Below are 16,602 nucleotides of genomic sequence, written 5' to 3'. Positions count from 1 at the left end.
TCAAAGCACCTTGGCTTCGTTCTTGAGTTTGTCGACCAGCTCGTCCACGGAGCCGACCTTGATGCCGCCCTTGCGTTCCGCCGGGGTCTCGACCTGGAGCAGGCGGACCTGGGAGGCGATATCCACGCCAAGATCCGCCGGACTCTTGCTCTCCAAGGGTTTCTTCTTGGCCTTCATGATGTCGGGGAGCTTGGCGTAACGCGGCTCGTTGAGACGCAGGTCGGTGGTGACGATGGCGGGCAGGCTGAGTTCGAGACGCTGCAGGCCGCCATCGATCTCGCGGGTGATATGGAGCGTGTCGTCCTGCACCGCGAGCTGGGAGGCGAAGGTGCCCTGGCTCATGCCGGTCAGGGCAGCGAGCATCTGCCCGGTCTGGTTGTTGTCGGTGTCGATGGCCTGCTTGCCGAGGATGGTCAGTTGAGGCTGCTCTGCGTCGATGACCTTTTTCAGTAGCTTGGCCACCGCTAGGGAGTCGACGCGCTCCTCGGTTTCAATATGAATGGCGCGGCCGGCGCCCAGGGCCAGGGCGGTGCGCAGCTGCTCCTGGGCGGCCTTGGGACCCACAGTGACGGCCACCACCTCGGTGGCCACGCCCTTCTCCTTGAGCCGCACCGCCTCTTCCACGGCGATCTCGCAGAACGGGTTCATGGCCATCTTGACGTTGGTGAGATCGACATCACTATGATCCGCCTTGACGCGAATCTTGACGTTGTAATCAATGACGCGCTTGACCGCGACGAGTACTTTCATGACTATCGCTCCGGGGCTAACGGGTCAGGAGGTGATCGCACGACCGATGATGAGCTTCTGGATTTCCGAGGTGCCTTCGAAGATGCGAGTGATGCGGGCGTCCCGGTAGTAGCGTTCAATCGGCAGGTCGCTGATATAGCCGTAACCACCATGGATCTGTACTGCGCTATCGGTGATCTTGGCGGCCGCCTCGGAGGCGAACAGCTTGGCGACGGCGGATTCGAGGCTGAAGCGTTGCCCCGAATCACGCGCATCGGCCGCCTTGTAGGTCACTAACTTTGCCGCCTCCAGCTGGGCATGCATATCGGCCAACATCCATTGGATGCCTTGATGCTTGCACAGCGGCTTGCCGCTCACGACGCGCTCTTGCGACCATGACAGGCTGGCATCATAGGCTGCCCGGGAAATGCCCACGCTCATGGCCGCTATCTCGACACGCCCACGATCCAGTACTTCCATCGCCGTGGCGAAGCCGGAATTTTCTTCACCTAACAGAGCGCTGGAGGGCACAACGCAATCAAAGCTGATCTCATAGATATGACTACCGCGCAGGCCTAGCGTTTTTTCGGGGTTGGCAAAATCGATACCGGGGGTATCGCGATCTACTAAGAAAGCAGAAATCCCCTTGTGACCCAGCGACTCATCGGTCTTGGCATAGACAACTAGGAAATCGGCGAAGGCACCGTTGGTGATGTAATGCTTGGTGCCGGTGAGATGCCAGCCTTGTTCGTTTTGCGTTGCCTTGGTGCGCATCTCGGCTGGGTTGGAGCCGGCGCCGGGTTCGGTCAAGGCGAAGGCGCCAAGTATCTCGCCGGCGGCACAGCGCGGTAGAAAATCCTGCTTTTGTTGCTCGGTGCCGCCAATCAGGATGGAGTCGGTGGCCAGGAAGTGGGCGGTCAACGAGGAACAGGTGGCCGCACAATGATAGGCGACCTCCTCGACGGCCAGCGACATGCCGATGCTGCTGATATCTACGCCATCGTAGTCGGACGGCAGGTTCATACCCCAGAAGCCAAGTTCGCCCAAGGCATTCAGGCTCTCGGTGCAGAATTCCCGCGTCTCATCATAGTGCTTGGCATTGTTTTTCAGTACGTCGGCAGAGACCCTTCTGGCGGCATCCTGAAACGCGATCTCGTCATCAGTAAACGTAAAGTTCATAGCGCGATTACCCCTTTAGCAGGTCATTGTGTTGTCCAAGTTTTGGCGCAGGCTGATCATTGGCGACCTTTCGGCCATTGAAGAACACGGGTTGGGCGGGGGACCGCCAGTGCCCCATGTCGAGGAGCAGCTGACGATCGGCAGCGTGCTGTGACTGTGATGTTTGCTGGATATCCCATATCGGCGAAGCGGGAACGCCGGCTGAATCGAACTGGACACAAACTTCTTCTACCGTACGCTGCCGTGTCCACGTCTCTATGAGCGTTTTGAGCTCAGCCTGATTAGCGCAGCGCAGTTCGTCGCTCGCGAAACGTTCGTCATCGCTAAGCCCTGGCATTTCCATGCACTGGGCAAGGCGCGAGAAAAGCCCGTTGGTAATGACGGCAATGATTACCTTCCCGTCGCTCGCCTGAAAGCTGTCGAAGGGCGCCGATAGCGGATGTCGATTGCCGATCGGCGACGGCGCTCGATCATTGGCGATGAGCTGAGCCAGGTTGGTGACCTGCATGGAGAACAGGCAGTCCAGCATGGAAACGTCCAGATAACAGCCTTTGCGATCGGGATCCCGTTCGCGTTGAAACAGAGCGGCACAGATTGACCAGCTAGCAAACATGCCGGCACAGACGTCGCCCATGGACTCACCGACACGGGTCGGCGGTCCGCCGTCGGGGCCGGTAGCGGCCATGATGCCGGACAGCGCCTGTGCGATGATGTCGTAGGCCGGTTTGGCGGTCATTGCGCCAGTCTGCCCGAAGCCCGAAATCGAGCAGTAGATCAGGCTCGGATAGCGCTCGCGAAGCGTCTTTTCATCGATGCCAAGCCGTGCGGTGACCCCGGGCCGGAAGTTTTCCACGAGCACGTCGGCATCCTTGCACAGTGCATCGAAGCGAGTCTGATCTTCAGGTTCTTTGAGGTTCAGGCATAGGCTTTTCTTGCCCCGATTGAGCATCGAAAAATAAATGCTTTCCCCTTCGAGAAATGGCGCGATATGTCGGCTGTCGTCGCCGTGTTCGGTTTCGATCTTGATGACCTCAGCCCCTAGATCGACCAGCATCGACGTACAGTAAGGGCCGGCCAGGACGCGCGACAGGTCAAGGATGGTCACACCCTGTAATGGTTTCATAGCCACCTCTGGTTGTGATTCTTGGCCAGGCACTCTCCTCGAGTGTCTGGCCAAATTCGTATGTCGCCTACTTGATCATCGGCAGATCGAGGCCGTTTTCCTTGGCGGACTCGATGGCGATGTCGTAGCCGGCGTCCGCATGGCGCATCACCCCGGTACCCGGGTCGTTGCGCAGTACGCGGCCAATTCGGGCGTGGGCGTCGTCGCTGCCGTCGCAGACGATCACCACGCCGGCGTGTTGGGAATAGCCCATGCCCACGCCGCCGCCATGGTGCAGCGAAACCCAGGTGGCGCCACCGGCGGTATTCAGCAAGGCGTTGAGTAGCGGCCAGTCGGAGACCGCATCCGAGCCGTCGAGCATCGCTTCGGTCTCGCGATTGGGACTGGCGACCGAGCCGGAGTCGAGGTGGTCGCGACCGATGACCACCGGCGCCTTGAGCTCGCCGTTCTTGACCATCTCGTTGAAGGCCTGGCCGAGGCGTGCACGATCCTTGAGGCCGATCCAGCAGATGCGCGCGGGCAGCCCCTGGAAGCTGATGCGTTCGCGGGCCATGTCGAGCCAGTTGTGCAGGTGCGGATCGTCGGGAATCAGCTCCTTGACCTTGGCATCGGTCTTGTAGATATCCTCCGGGTCGCCGGACAGCGCCGCCCAGCGGAACGGGCCGATGCCCTGACAGAACAGCGGGCGAATATAGGCCGGCACGAAGCCGGGAAAATCGAAGGCCTTCGTCACGCCTTCGTCCTGAGCCATCTGGCGAATGTTGTTGCCGTAGTCGAAGGTCGGAATGCCCATCGTCTGGAAGTCGAGCATGGCCTGGACGTGGACGGCCATGGACTGCTTGGCGGCCTTGACCACCGTTTCGGACTCGCGCTTGCCGCGAGCCACATAGTCGTCCCAAGTCCAGCCGGCGGGCAGGTAGCCATGCAGCGGATCGTGGGCACTGGTCTGGTCGGTGACCATGTCCGGACGCACGCAACGCCGGGCGTCGCAACGCTTGACCAGTTCCGGCAGCACATCGGCGGCGTTGGCGCACAGGCCGATGGAGATCGCCTGGCCTGCCTGGGTGTACTTCTCGAGTCGCGCCAAGGCGTCGTCGAGATCGTCGGCCTGTTCGTCGAGATAGCGCGTGCGTAGGCGAAAATCGATGCGTGACTGCTGGCACTCGATATTCAACGAGCAGGCGCCGGCCATGCTTGCGGCCAGCGGCTGGGCGCCGCCCATGCCTCCCAGGCCGGCGGTGAGAATCCAGCGGCCGGCGAGTTTGCCGTCATAGTGCTGACGACCGGCCTCGACGAAGGTCTCGTAGGTGCCCTGGACGATGCCCTGGGAAGCGATATAGATCCACGAGCCGGCGGTCATCTGGCCGTACATCATCAGGCCCTTCCTATCCAGCTCGTTGAAGTGTTCCCAGTTGGCCCAGGCCGGCACCAGGTTGGAGTTGGCGATCAGTACCCGCGGGGCATCCTTGTGTGTCTCGAACACGCCTACCGGTTTGCCGGACTGGATCAGCAACGTTTGATGATCTTCCAGGCGCTGGAGCGTCTCGACGATCTTGTCGTAGCACGCCCAGTCGCGGGCAGCGCGGCCGATGCCGCCGTAGACGACCAGATCCTCCGGGCGTTCGGCGACGTCCGGGTGCAGGTTGTTCATCAACATGCGCAGTGGGGCTTCGGTCAGCCAGCTCTTGCAGGAGAGCTCTGTGCCGGTGGGGGCAGCGATCTGGCGGCTGGGGTCGTGACGCTTATCAGTGTAGGACATGCTTGTGGTCTCTCTTGGCTCTTTTAGACAAACATTAGGGCTGGTGTAGGCAAACGCTATGGCCGGTGGCCGATTCAGCCGGTCAGGGTCAATTGATGGACGAGCCGCGCCGCGATCTTGGTGGTGCGGCTGTCGATGTCGTGCTCGGGGTTGAGCTCGGCGATATCAGTGAGTCGTAGCTTGCCGCTATCGCGTACGATCTCGATCAGCGGCTCAAGCAGCGCCAGCGACACGCCACGCGCGGCCGGCGCGCTGACGCCCGGGGCCTCTGCGGCGGGCAGTACGTCGAGATCGATGGTCAGATAGAGGTGCTCGCAGCGAGCGACGAAACGCTCGATATCGCGCATGATGGCGTCGAGTCGTGTTGCATTGAATTCACGGTCCTCGTGCACCAGTACGTCCAGCGCCTCGGCACGCTGGAACAAGGCGCGGGTATTGCTTGCACGGCTGACGCCCAGACAGGCGTAGTAGAACGGCCAGTCACGCGCTTCGCACTGAGCAGCGATCTGGGCGAAGGGCGTACCCGACGAGCGCATGTGGGCGGGATCGCGCAGATCGAAATGCGCATCGAGATTGATGATGCCGACTCTGGGCGCCTGGCTATCCTGTGCCTCCAGATGTCGGGCGAGACCTTGCCAGCTGCCGAAGGCGATCTCATGGCCACCACCCAGCACGACGGGAAACTGCCTGTCATCCAGGAGGCTGGCGACGCGCTCAGCGAGGTGCTGCTGAGCCTCTTCCAGCGCATCACCTTCGCAAACAACAGTGCCAGCATCATAAGCCGGCCCCTGGCGATGCCAGGCCAGATTGGCCAGCGCCCGGCGGATTGCCGGCGGTCCATCGGCGGCGCCTGGGCGGCCCTGGTTGCGCTTGACGCCAGCATCCGAGGCAAAGCCGAGCAGGGCGGCGCCGGGTGTCGCATCCTTTTTCCAAGGCCGCACGCACTGGTGCCAGCGTGCGCTGTTTGGCTCGGGATCGACACGACCCTGCCAGATCGACATGTCGATATTGCCCGTATCGCGAGTCTCGCGCTCAGCGCTCATGAGTGATCACTCCCTGGAAGACCCGTTGACGTAGCCGGCCGTGCTGCACGGCATAGGCCAGTTCGGCCGGACGCTGGATATCCCACACGCACAGGTCGGCGAGAGCGCCTGCCTCGAGTCGTCCGAACTCTTTGGATCCCAGTGCCTGGGCGCCGTGCGCGGTCATGCCCGCCAGCGCTTCACGCGGCGTCAGGCGGAACAGCGTGCAGGCCAGATTGAGCATCAGCGTCGGCTGGAACAGCGGCGAGCTGCCCGGATTGGCGTCGGTAGCGACGGCCATCGGCACCCCGGCTTCGCGTAGCGCCTCGATGGGAGGCTTTTGCGTCTCGCGCAGCGTGTGAAACGCCCCAGGCAGGATCACCGCCACGCTGCCGGCATCGGCCATGGCCGCGATACCGGCATCGTCGAGGTATTCGATATGATCCGCTGACAGCGCGCCATGTCGCGCGGCCATTGCCGTGCCGCCCAGGTTGGAGAGTTGCTCGGCGTGGGCCTTGATCGGCAAGCCATGTGCTTCGGCAGCCTGGAAGACGCGCTCGCATTGAGCGACGGAAAAGGCGATTTTCTCGCAGAACACATCGACAGCGTCGGCGAGTCCCTCGGCCACCGCGGCGGGAATCATCTCGTCACAAATCAGATCGATGTAGGCGTCGCTGGCGTCCTGATACTCCGGTGGCAGGGCATGGGCGCCAAGCAGGGTGGTCACCACCCGCACCGGAAGCCGCTCGCCGAGGCGACGCGCGACGCGCAGCATCTTGAGTTCGTCGTCGACGTTCAGGCCATAGCCGGACTTGATTTCCACCGTGGTCGCGCCGTCGTCGATCAGTGCCTGGAGCCGGGGTAGGGCGAGCTCCAAGAGCTCATGCTCACTGGCTTCACGGGTGGCACGCACGGTGCTGAGGATGCCGCCGCCGGCCTTGGCGATCTCCGCGTAGCTGGCGCCTTCCAGACGCCGCTCGAATTCGTCGGCGCGGTTGCCGCCGAACACCAGGTGGGTATGGCAATCCACGAGCCCGGGGGTCATTACCCCGCCCCGGCCAGCGTCATGAGCGTCCTGGTTAAGGGACGCATCGAATTCGCGCATCGGGCACAGCGTGTCGATGCGATCGCCTCGGGTGATCACCGCCATGGATTCGGGCAATTCCTGCACCCCGTCGAATACCGTCATGTCTCGCCATAGCTGGCGTGGTGTCTCGGGCATGGGGTTTCTCCTTGAAGAGCGTTGCGTTGCTAATTGTATATACAATTAGCGAGATGCATCAATGCCGTCAAGTCGATCTCTCGTTGAATCTGACTTATTCGCTCCAGAAACCCTAGGGATGGGGAGTATATGGCATTAGACATTGGTCGAAGAGTCGTTGCCCGAACGGGGCGTGACAAGCGAAGATTGGTTATTGTATATACAATTGTTGAATCACAATGACAAACCGTGAGGCCTTCATGCCATATCAAGACAAGACTCTCGATTCAAACGGGTCCTTAGAGCGGAGGTATTCCCTGAAAACCGTGTTGCGTCTGTTCGTGCCCAGCGTGCTGGGCATCCTGATCTTTTTCGTGCCCTTGACCCTGGCGGGGCGAACCACCATCCCCCTCGATCACATGGTGAGTGGGGCGCGATATCTGTTGGGCGGGCTGGATGGCTGGTATGCCTTGGCGCTGATCGTCGCCGGGGCGATCTATCCACTGGCGACCGGGCGCTGGCGACGTAGCGTCACCGAACGCATATTCACCGTGCTCAAGTTGCTGGGGGTGGTGGCTGCCGTGATGGCGCTCAGCGGCTGGGGACCCGCCCTCCTGCATACCCCCGACATGTTGCCGTTCCTGTTCGACAAGCTGGTGATTCCGGTGGGCCTGATCGTGCCGATTGGGGCTATCTTCCTGGCATTGTTGATCAGCTATGGCTTGCTCGAGTTGATCGGTATTCTGCTGCAGCCCGTCATGAGGCCCATCTGGCGCACGCCCGGCAAGTCGGCGATCGACGCCGTGGCGTCCTTCGTCGGCAGTTACTCGATCGGCCTGTTGATCACCAATCGCGTCTATCAGGCGGGACAGTATTCGGCGCGTGAAGCGGCCATCATCGCGACCGGCTTTTCCACGGTCTCGGCGACCTTCATGATCATCGTCGCCAAGACCCTCGACTTGATGGCGGTGTGGAACCTGTATTTCTGGCTGACATTGTTGATCACCTTCGTGGTGACCGCGATTACCGTGCGCTTGCCGCCATTGGCGCGGATGGATGACGAGAAGTCCGGCGACGAGCCCGAGGTGCCTCGCGGACGCCGACTGGTGACCGCCTGGTACACTGGCCTCGACGCCGCAAGAGAGGCTCCCGGCCTGGCGCGCAGTGTGGCACTGAATTTCAAGGAAGGGCTGTTGATGGCGATCGGCATCCTGCCGTCGATCATGTCGGTGGGTCTGATTGGCCTGCTGCTCGCCAAGTACACGCCGTTGTTCGATTGGCTGGGACTGGTGTTCTATCCGGTGACGGCCCTGTGGGGGTTGGATGAAGCGATGGCGCTGGCCCAGGCGGTCTCCGCCGGTCTTGCCGAGATGTTCCTGCCGGCGCTGCTGATGGGCGATGCCGGTTTCGTCGCGCGTTTCGCCACAGGTGTGGTATCGGTATCGTCAGTGTTGTTCTTCTCGGCCTCGATACCCTGCATACTCTCCACCACGATCCCGATCAGTATTGGACGTATTGTGGTGATCTGGTTTTTGAGAGTGGCTTTGAGTTTGCTACTGGCGATCCCGGCAGGTTATGTCGTACAGGTAATTATCGGGTGATGGCTGGAAATGACTTGCCCTGTGGCTGCGCTCTTCAGGGAGTGTTTCGATGTACTGAGGAGCGCAGCTTGTAACGTTCGCCAGGGTGTATCAGCCTCGCATAGCTGATCAGGTGATCTCCCGACCATGTGCGTCGGGTCATGCATAAACAGGGACGTGCAGTATCGATCTCAAGATGGGTAGCCGTTTGCTCATCGACTAGTATGGCTTCAACGATATGCTCGACATCATTAATGGGACATGCATTCACCAATATTTCATTGGGCGTCTGTCGTGTAAAATCGGCGTTGAGATAATTGGGTACCCAGCGCGGATTGACGAAGCGATCCTCCAACTGAATGGGAATACCATTTTCCCGATGTACTATCAGCGTATGAAAGACTTGTGTGCCTAGGCGCACGCCCAAACGTAGAGACACCTCGTCATCGGACTCCATGACACCGCTTGAAAGCACGTTACAGCTATACAAGTGGCCGCGTTCACGGACCTCTTCAGCGATATTGTGGACTTCGACGAGTGATGACTCTGCCTTGAGGTCGGTGACGAACGTTCCCAGTCCTGGATGTCGAGAGAGATAGCCCTGCTGTACGAGATCACGAATCGCTTTGTTGGCTGTCATTCGACTCACGTTGAAATCCCTGGCTAACTGCTCCTCAGGGGGGATCTGGTGATGCGCTTTCCAGGTTCCATTCTGGATGTTTTTTAGTAGATGTTGTTGTATTTTCAGATAAATTGGCTGCGTTCGACCCATAATGACCAGTCTTCCTTCAGTACGCGGTCTGGACCACCACTTCGCATTTCGCATTCAGCACTGCACGACTTGCATCCCAGCGCGCTCGCCGATTCATTCAGCACTTCCCTGACATGGCCCCTTTTGGCAAGGGGCCATATAACGTTGCGATGGTTCATACACCGTACCGTTACGCCTGATAGTCGCTCTCGGAGTAGAGCACGCGCAGGCGCAGGGTATGGTCGACCTGCTTGAGCGCTTCCAGCGCCTGCTTGCCGTAGGCCTTGTCGACGTCGATGACGACGTAGCCGACCTTGTCGTTGGTCTGCAGGAACTGGCCGGCGATGTTGATGCCGTTTTCGGACAGTACGCGGTTGATCTCGGAGAGCACGCCGGGCACGTTTTCGTGGATGTGCAGCAGGCGATGCTTGTCCGGATGCGAAGGCAGCGCCACCTCGGGGAAGTTGACCGAAGTGATGGTGGTGCCGTTGTCGGAGTAGGTCACCAGCTTCTCGGCGACTTCGATGCCGATGTTCTGCTGCGCTTCCAGCGTGGAGCCGCCGATATGCGGGGTCAGGATCACGTTCTTGAGACCGCGCAGCGGCGAGGTGAACTCCTCGTCGGCGCCCTTGGGCTCGACCGGGAAGACGTCGATCGCGGCGCCCAGCAGCTTGCCGCTCTTGAGCGCTTCGGCCAGGGCCTCGATATCCACGACCGAGCCGCGCGAGGCGTTGATCAGGATGCCGCCCTGCTTCATCAGCGCGATCTGCTCGGCGCCGATCATCCAGCGCGTCGACGGCAGATCCGGCACATGGAGGCTGACCACGTCGGCGCGGGCCAGCAGCTCCTCGAGGCTGCCCACCTGGCGCGCATTGCCCATTGCCAGCTTGGTCACCACGTCGTAGTAGAGCACGTCGAGGCCGAGCGATTCGGCGAGTACGGAGAGCTGGGCGCCGATGCTGCCGTAACCGATGATGCCCAGCGTCTTGCCGCGGGTTTCATGCGAGTTCTTGGCGGATTTCAGCCAGCCGCCCTGATGCGCGCGAGCGTTCTTCTCGGGAATGCCGCGCAGCAGCATGATCGTTTCGGCCAGCACCAGCTCCGCCACCGAACGGGTATTAGAGTAGGGCGCGTTGAACACCGGGATGGCGCGCTTGAGCGCCGCATCGAGATCGACCTGGTTGGTGCCGATGCAGAAACAGCCGACGGCAGTCAGCTTTTCCGCCGCGGCGAAGACCCGCTCGTTCAGCTGGGTCCGGGAGCGAATGCCGATGAAGTGCACGTCGCGGATCTTTTCGATCAGAGCGTCTTCGGCCAGCGACGTGGAGAGCGTCTCGATATTGGTGTAACCCGCGTTCAGCAGCGTATCCACGGCGGACTGGTGAATGCCCTCGAGCAGGAGGATCTTGATCTTGCTCTTGTCCAGAGACGTCTTGGCCATTGGTGGATCAACCCTTCTTCATCGGCTTGTGGCGACGGTAGCGTGAAAGCGCGTCGCGATCATGGGGGAAGACCTGGCGGGACTGGGGCAGAAATCTCCGCCTCAGCGGCGCCAGCGGGCGCACAGCTTAACACAGGCACTGCCGGGCGGGATGAAAATGACGCGGCTTCGACATGAACCCCATGCATTCACAATCCGTCACGATAGGCGGCGAGGGCTGGCGGCGAGGCAGATGACGACGGAAGCGAAACGCCCCGCATGGGGGCGTCCGAGATGCCGTTTTGTTTTCCGCTTTGTTTTGTTGGGGGCGGTTTATTGGGGGACGGTCGACAGCTGTGAAGCTTGCCGGCAGCGCGGCGGTTCAGGGCGTCAGCACGATCTTGCGACAGTCGTCCTGCTTGTCGTCGAACATGCGGTAGCCGTCGGCGGCCTGATCCAGCGTCATGCGGTGGCTGATGATCGCCTCGGTCGGCTCTCTTCCAGCGCATCCGGGATGGAATGGCTGCGATAGCGTCGATGAGCGCGATTAACGGCTTTCGAGTTGATCTGGATTAAATCTGAAGCGGCAATTCGAGCGGCAATGGAAGCGTGCCGATAGCGATAGCGCCGCGAGCCCGCGGATTTGCCGCCAAGGGCAGACGACCCCCGGGGGCGGCGGTGTATACTGAGAAGCCATTTCCGAACCGGTGCGGCAGCGTTTCGACGCCCGTGCCTCGAAGAACGCTCTCGGCGCCATTGGGGCGTCCTCGAGCGATGACATGAGAGCCCCATGCCCGACAAGATGGCCGACAAGGACGTTTCACAGGACGTCGACGCCTCCCAGAACGCTGACGTTGCCAAGGACTTTGCCGCGACGCTGGATCAGCTCGAGACATTGGTTGCCCAGCTCGAATCCGGCGAACTGACGCTGGAAGCGTCGTTGACCGCGTTCGAGCGCGGTATCCGTTTGACGCGGGATGCCCAGCACCGCCTCGACAGCGCCGAACTCAAGGTGCAGGCGCTGCTCGAGCAGAGCGACGGCTCGCTGCAGGCGGTTCGGTTCGATGATCAGGAGCCGTTCGACCAGGAGCCGAACCATGAACGTTGAGACGCCTAACGCCGCGGGGCTGATCGACGCCGCGCGGTCGCGCAGCGAGCATGTGCTGGCCGCATGGCTCAATCGTGCGGATGGCGCCAGCGCTTCGCTCGACGATGCCATGCGTTACAGCGTGCTGGGGACCGGCAAGCGGCTGCGGCCGGTGCTGGTCTACCTGGCCGGGCGCGCGCTGGGCGCCGATGACGAGGCGCTGGACGCGCCAGCGGCGGCGATCGAAATGATCCATGCCTATTCGCTGGTCCATGACGATCTGCCGGCCATGGACGACGACGACCTGCGCCGCGGCCGGCCGACGGTTCATCGCGCCTTCGACGAGCCGCTGGCGATCCTGGCGGGCGATGCGCTGCAGACGCTCGCCTTCGAGGCACTGGCATCCCGGCCGCATCCGCGTCTGGGCGCCTTGATCACGACGCTCGCACAGGCGGCGGGCCGTGACGGCATGGCCGCGGGGCAGGCGATCGATCTGGGCGCCGTCGGGGCGCCGATGGATCTCGCGGCGCTGCAGGCGATGCATCAGCACAAGACCGGCGCGCTGATTCGGGCCGCGGTCCGCCTGGGCGCGCTGGTGGCGGTCGACGCTTCTGACCCGCGGATCGCCGCACTAGATCATTATGCCGCCGCGATGGGCCTGGCGTTCCAGATTCACGACGATGTTCTCGACATCACCGGCGACACCCAGACGCTGGGCAAGACCTCCGGCGCCGACGCGCGCCGCGACAAACCTACCTATCCCGCCCTACTTGGCGTTGCGCAGGCGCAGCGCCGCGCCCGCGATCTGCTCGACGATGCGCTCGCCGCTCTCGAGCCGCTGGGCGAGGCCGGCCAGCCGCTGGCGGCGCTGGCTCGTTTCATGATCGATCGCGATCACTGACCGGTAACGACATGTCTATGAAGCTGTTCGACGAGATTCCTACTCAGCGCCCCCTGACGCCGTTGCTCGATACGCTCGAGTCGCCGGCGGGGTTGCGCCACCTGTCACTGTCCCAGCAGCGGCAGGTCGCGGATGAGCTGCGCGCCTACCTGCTCTATAGCGTGGGCTGCAGCGGCGGCCATTTCGGTGCCGGGCTCGGCGTGGTCGAGTTGACCGTAGCGCTCCACCGCGCCCTGAATACCCCCCACGACCGCCTGCTGTGGGACGTCGGCCACCAGGCCTATCCGCACAAGATTCTCACCGGCCGGCGCGAAGCGCTGTCGAGCATCCGGCAGTACGGCGGTCTTGCCGCGTTCCCGCGGCGCGAGGAATCGCCTTACGACACCTTCGGCGTCGGCCATTCGAGCACCTCGATTTCGGCGGCGCTGGGCATGGCGCTGAGCGCCCGGACCAAGGGCGAGCAGCGCCGCGTCTGCGCGGTGATCGGCGATGGCGCGCTGACCGCCGGCATGGCCTTCGAGGCGCTGGCCCATGCCGGGCACGTCAATGCCAACCTGCTGGTCGTGCTCAACGACAACGAGATGTCGATCTCGGAAAACGTCGGCGGCATGGCGAGTTACCTGACGCGGATTCTCACCAGCAAGCCCTATGCCGCCATGCGCGAGAACGGCAAGCGTGTACTGTCGCACCTGCCGGGCGCGCTGGAGTTCGCGCGGCGCACCGAAGAGCACGTCAAGGGCATGATCAGCCCGGCGACGCTGTTCGAGGAGATGGGCTTCAACTATCTCGGGCCGATCGACGGTCACGACTTGGCTGCGCTGAATCAGGCGCTGGAGGCCGTGCGCGATCTCGACGGCCCGCAGTTTCTCCATGTCCGTACCCGCAAGGGGCGCGGCTTTCGGCCGGCGGAAGCCGACCCGATCGGCTTCCACGCCATCACCAAACTGGAAAAGACACCGCCGACACCGCCCGAAATGGACGCGACCACGCCGCCGGCGAGTGGACTATCGGCTTCATCCGAAACCCGGTCCAAGCCCACCAGACCCAAGCCGCGCAAGTATTGCAACGTCTTCGGCGACTGGCTGTGCGACATGGCCGCAGCGGATTCGCGGCTGATCGGCATCACGCCGGCCATGCGCGAGGGCTCCGATCTGATCCGCTTCTCGCAGATCTATCCCGAACGTTACTACGATGTGGCGATCGCCGAGCAGCATGCGGTGACGCTGGCGGCGGGAATGGCCTGCGAGGCGATGAAGCCGGTGGTGGCGATCTACTCGACGTTCCTGCAGCGCGGCTACGACCAGTTGATCCACGACGTTGCCGTGCAGCATCTCGATGTCACCTTCGCCATCGATCGCGCCGGCCTCGTCGGCGAGGACGGCCCGACGCATCACGGGGCGATGGATCTTTCGTATCTGCGTTGCGTACCGGGCATGATCATTCTGGCTCCGGCGGACGAGGCGGAATGCCGGGCGATGCTCTCCACCGCCTATCACCACGATGGCCCGGCGGCGGTGCGCTATCCGCGCGGCACCGGCCCGGGCAGCGAGATCCCGGCGGATCTCGAGGCGCGAGTGCCGATCGGCAAGGCCGAGCGGCGTCGTGAAGCGACGGCGGAACAGGGCAAGGCGCGTATTGCGCTGCTGGCATTCGGCAGCCTCAATACGCCGGCGGCCGAGGTCGCCGAGCGGCTCGACGCGACGCACCTCAACATGCGTTCGGTGAAGCCGCTGGACCGCGAGGCGATTCTGGCGGCGGCCAGGGACCACGATCTGTTGGTCACCCTCGAGGAGAATGTCGTGGCCGGTGGCGCCGGCAGTGGCGTCATCGAACTGCTGGCGGCCGAGGGCGTGCAGGTGCCGGTGCTCAATCTGGGCATTCCCGACATTTTCGTCGAACACGGCAAGCCGGCCGAACTACTGCGCGATTGCGGGCTGGATGCCGATGGCATCGAAGCGGCCATCCGTCGTCGCCTGAACATCAACAACGACTGATAGGATCTTCATGTCAATTGCCATTCTGATCGGCGCCGTCATCGGCTATCTCTTCGGCAAGTTGCCGGGCCTTCTGATCGGCGCCGCCATCGGCTGGTGGGTCAGCCGAAAGCTGCGCAGCACGCTGCTGGGGCGCGTGGTCAATATCCAGCACCAGTTCCTGGAGTCGACCTTCGCGGTGATGGGCTGCGTGTGCAAGGTCGACGGCCACATCACCCAGGACGAGATCCGCACGGCGGAGATGCTGTTCGATCGTCTCAACCTGAGCGGGGAGATGCGCGAACGCGCCAAGGCTGCCTTCAATCGCGGCAAGTCGCCGGAGTTCGATCTCGACGCCGAGGTCGAGACGATCCGCCGTGTCACCGGCGGCCAGCGTGCGTTGCTGCAGGTATTTCTGCAGGTGCAGCTGGCAGCGATCGCCGCCGACGGCCAGATGCATCCCGCCGAGCACGACATGCTGCTGCGCGTGGCGCGCGGCCTGGGCTTCTCCGAAGCCGAGATCCAGCAGATCGAAGCGATGCTGCGCGGCGGTGCCCATCAGGGGGCGGGCGGTGCGACCAGCGGCCAGTCGCTGGAGGATGCCTATCGGGTGCTCGGTGTGTCCGAGGATGTCTCCGATGCCGAGCTCAAGCGCGCCTATCGCAAGCTGATGAGCGAAAACCACCCCGACAAGCTGGCCGGCAAGGGGTTGCCGGAGAGCATGCGCGAGATGGCCAAGGAGCGCACCAGCGAGATCAGCAACGCCTACGACCTGATCAAGAAAACGCGGGAGCAGCGCGGGGGCTGAAGCCGTCTTGCGCGGGCAGCGTTCGCTATTGTCTCCTGTCGGCGAACACGCTTAGATAGAGATTCGACCTCGAGACAGCCGCAACAAGGATGTGACTGCATGCCAGCGAAGGCCGATCTCTACCGTACTGCCGCCCGGATGCTGGGCACGATCGACAAGAGTGGTTGGGTGCTTCGCTATCGCTACGGCGACCGGCGTCTGCTCGAGGACGTCGTGCTGCCCGCCCTGAACCGCGATCCCGGCGTCGAAACCCTGCTGCTGGTCGGCTGCGCCTGGTATACCCGGCACTATCCCCAACTGCTGCCGCGCAAACGCGTCACGACCATGGAAATCGACCCGGCCAAGGCAGCCTTCGGCGGCGATTCGCACATCGTGGCCAACATGACCGATATTACCGAGCACCTGCCTCCGGAGAGCCTGGATGGCGTGATCTGCAACGGCGTGCTGGGCTGGGGCCTGGACGAGCCCGATGCGGTGGAAGCCGCCTTCGCCGGCGCGGTTGTCTGTCTGAAGCCCGGCGGTCTCTTTCTGTTGGGCTGGAACGACATACCGCCGCGCAATCACTGTCCGCCGGAGTCCATCTCCGCACTCGGCAGGCTCGAAGCCGCCAACATTCCCGGCCTGGAGATACACTCGCTGGTTGCCCTCGAACGCAACCAGCACTGCTATCAGGCGTATCGCAAGCCGGAAAAAGGCTGATCAATATGGTGCATCGAGCGCCAATTGTGCTTTATTGGTGTGCATCGATTCCCGAGCAAGCTGTTAAGGCCAATCGAAGAGAAACTTAAATTATTGATAAGGAGTTGTTTTTTTTTGAATGGCAGGTTTTTTGAATAGGTTGGAGGGATAGAAACGATTGGGGTATCGGCAGCGCGTCTGCCAAACAACTTGGTCTTCAATGGATAGCTAGGGTTCCGACTGCATCATCACTACCCCCGATGTAGTGTCTGGTCCGAGAGCTGTCGACCTGCGCCAACTGGTTCCAAAAGCCAGCGGCGAAGGTTACACGGCGGGATAAAAGCCCGGGAGGATAAGGTGCGATACGTACCGATGCCCCCGACCGCTCCGC

General features: G+C 62.3%; 14 protein-coding genes and 1 riboswitch. Of the genes, 6 read left to right on the top strand and 8 right to left on the bottom strand.

The genetic code is table 11. The annotated features are described in order from the left end of the window. The 6 genes from ACWHY3_RS17855 to hutI form a co-directional block, all read right to left on the bottom strand. Complete coding sequence (locus ACWHY3_RS17855) at positions 1-750, bottom strand: electron transfer flavoprotein subunit beta/FixA family protein (protein WP_448127146.1); 750 nt, start codon at positions 748-750, stop codon at positions 1-3. Between the two features lie 24 nt (positions 751-774). Further along, positions 775-1,908 carry an acyl-CoA dehydrogenase family protein gene (locus ACWHY3_RS17850; RefSeq protein WP_448127145.1) on the bottom strand — a complete coding sequence of 378 codons (1,134 nt, stop codon included), beginning with the start codon at positions 1,906-1,908 and terminating at the stop codon, positions 775-777. A gap of 7 nt (positions 1,909-1,915) precedes the next feature. Beyond that, positions 1,916-3,031 carry a CaiB/BaiF CoA transferase family protein gene (locus ACWHY3_RS17845; RefSeq protein WP_448127144.1) on the bottom strand — a complete coding sequence of 372 codons (1,116 nt, stop codon included), beginning with the start codon at positions 3,029-3,031 and terminating at the stop codon, positions 1,916-1,918. 67 nt (positions 3,032-3,098) lie between these two features. After that, a complete protein-coding gene (gene hutU, locus ACWHY3_RS17840; protein ID WP_448127143.1) occupies positions 3,099-4,790 on the bottom strand; it encodes a urocanate hydratase in 1,692 nt (563 codons plus the stop codon). Between the two features lie 74 nt (positions 4,791-4,864). Beyond that, a complete protein-coding gene (hutG, locus tag ACWHY3_RS17835; RefSeq protein ID WP_448127142.1) occupies positions 4,865-5,833 on the bottom strand; it encodes a formimidoylglutamase in 969 nt (322 codons plus the stop codon). Continuing rightward, positions 5,823-7,034: an imidazolonepropionase gene (gene hutI, locus ACWHY3_RS17830; RefSeq protein WP_448127141.1), complete on the bottom strand. Its 1,212-nt coding sequence runs from the start codon at positions 7,032-7,034 to the stop codon at positions 5,823-5,825. The genes hutG and hutI overlap by 11 nt, the downstream gene beginning before the upstream one ends. A 305-nt stretch (positions 7,035-7,339) precedes the next feature. Between hutI and ACWHY3_RS17825 the strand changes: the two genes are divergently transcribed. Then, positions 7,340-8,614 carry a YjiH family protein gene (locus tag ACWHY3_RS17825; protein ID WP_448127140.1) on the top strand — a complete coding sequence of 425 codons (1,275 nt, stop codon included), beginning with the start codon at positions 7,340-7,342 and terminating at the stop codon, positions 8,612-8,614. Between the two features lie 34 nt (positions 8,615-8,648). Here the strand turns inward: ACWHY3_RS17825 and hutC are convergent, their stop codons facing one another. Then, positions 8,649-9,365 carry a histidine utilization repressor gene (hutC, locus tag ACWHY3_RS17820; protein WP_448127139.1) on the bottom strand — a complete coding sequence of 239 codons (717 nt, stop codon included), beginning with the start codon at positions 9,363-9,365 and terminating at the stop codon, positions 8,649-8,651. Between the two features lie 169 nt (positions 9,366-9,534). After that, a complete protein-coding gene (gene serA, locus ACWHY3_RS17815; RefSeq protein WP_448127138.1) occupies positions 9,535-10,785 on the bottom strand; it encodes a phosphoglycerate dehydrogenase in 1,251 nt (416 codons plus the stop codon). Positions 10,786-11,566: 781 nt separating this feature from the next. Between serA and ACWHY3_RS17810 the strand changes: the two genes are divergently transcribed. The 5 genes from ACWHY3_RS17810 to ACWHY3_RS17790 all read left to right on the top strand — a co-directional run bounded on the left by ACWHY3_RS17810 (position 11,567) and on the right by ACWHY3_RS17790 (position 16,232). Then, positions 11,567-11,872 carry an exodeoxyribonuclease VII small subunit gene (locus tag ACWHY3_RS17810; protein WP_448128175.1) on the top strand — a complete coding sequence of 102 codons (306 nt, stop codon included), beginning with the start codon at positions 11,567-11,569 and terminating at the stop codon, positions 11,870-11,872. Next, complete coding sequence (locus ACWHY3_RS17805) at positions 11,862-12,752, top strand: polyprenyl synthetase family protein (RefSeq protein ID WP_448127137.1); 891 nt, start codon at positions 11,862-11,864, stop codon at positions 12,750-12,752. The genes ACWHY3_RS17810 and ACWHY3_RS17805 overlap by 11 nt, the downstream gene beginning before the upstream one ends. Positions 12,753-12,769: 17 nt before the next feature. Next, the gene (dxs, locus tag ACWHY3_RS17800; RefSeq protein WP_322529620.1) at positions 12,770-14,746 is read left to right on the top strand and encodes a 1-deoxy-D-xylulose-5-phosphate synthase; all 1,977 of its coding nucleotides are present in this window, start codon (positions 12,770-12,772) and stop codon (positions 14,744-14,746) included. A gap of 10 nt (positions 14,747-14,756) precedes the next feature. Continuing rightward, the gene (gene djlA / locus ACWHY3_RS17795) at positions 14,757-15,533 is read left to right on the top strand and encodes a co-chaperone DjlA (protein WP_110631052.1); all 777 of its coding nucleotides are present in this window, start codon (positions 14,757-14,759) and stop codon (positions 15,531-15,533) included. A gap of 99 nt (positions 15,534-15,632) precedes the next feature. After that, positions 15,633-16,232 (top strand): class I SAM-dependent methyltransferase, encoded by a 600-nt coding sequence (locus ACWHY3_RS17790; protein WP_448127136.1) that lies wholly within the window; start codon positions 15,633-15,635, stop codon positions 16,230-16,232. Between the two features lie 196 nt (positions 16,233-16,428). Further along, a riboswitch (guanidine-I (ykkC/yxkD leader) is annotated at positions 16,429-16,564 on the top strand. The last annotated feature ends 38 nt before the right edge of the window (positions 16,565-16,602 follow it).

This window comes from Salinicola sp. NYA28a, assembly GCF_976982775.1.
This window is presented reverse-complemented; position numbering and strand designations above follow the sequence as displayed.

Coding starts and splice junctions, on each gene's coding strand:
- ACWHY3_RS17855 (WP_448127146.1), bottom strand. CDS start 750: ATGAAAGTACTCGTCGCGGTCAAGCGCGTCATTGATTACAACGTCAAG.
- ACWHY3_RS17850 (WP_448127145.1), bottom strand. CDS start 1,908: ATGAACTTTACGTTTACTGATGACGAGATCGCGTTTCAGGATGCCGCC.
- ACWHY3_RS17845 (WP_448127144.1), bottom strand. CDS start 3,031: ATGAAACCATTACAGGGTGTGACCATCCTTGACCTGTCGCGCGTCCTG.
- hutU (WP_448127143.1), bottom strand. CDS start 4,790: ATGTCCTACACTGATAAGCGTCACGACCCCAGCCGCCAGATCGCTGCC.
- hutG (WP_448127142.1), bottom strand. CDS start 5,833: ATGAGCGCTGAGCGCGAGACTCGCGATACGGGCAATATCGACATGTCG.
- hutI (WP_448127141.1), bottom strand. CDS start 7,034: ATGCCCGAGACACCACGCCAGCTATGGCGAGACATGACGGTATTCGAC.
- hutC (WP_448127139.1), bottom strand. CDS start 9,365: ATGGGTCGAACGCAGCCAATTTATCTGAAAATACAACAACATCTACTA.
- serA (WP_448127138.1), bottom strand. CDS start 10,785: ATGGCCAAGACGTCTCTGGACAAGAGCAAGATCAAGATCCTCCTGCTC.
- ACWHY3_RS17810 (WP_448128175.1), top strand. CDS start 11,567: ATGGCCGACAAGGACGTTTCACAGGACGTCGACGCCTCCCAGAACGCT.
- ACWHY3_RS17805 (WP_448127137.1), top strand. CDS start 11,862: ATGAACGTTGAGACGCCTAACGCCGCGGGGCTGATCGACGCCGCGCGG.
- dxs (WP_322529620.1), top strand. CDS start 12,770: ATGAAGCTGTTCGACGAGATTCCTACTCAGCGCCCCCTGACGCCGTTG.
- djlA (WP_110631052.1), top strand. CDS start 14,757: ATGTCAATTGCCATTCTGATCGGCGCCGTCATCGGCTATCTCTTCGGC.
- ACWHY3_RS17790 (WP_448127136.1), top strand. CDS start 15,633: ATGCCAGCGAAGGCCGATCTCTACCGTACTGCCGCCCGGATGCTGGGC.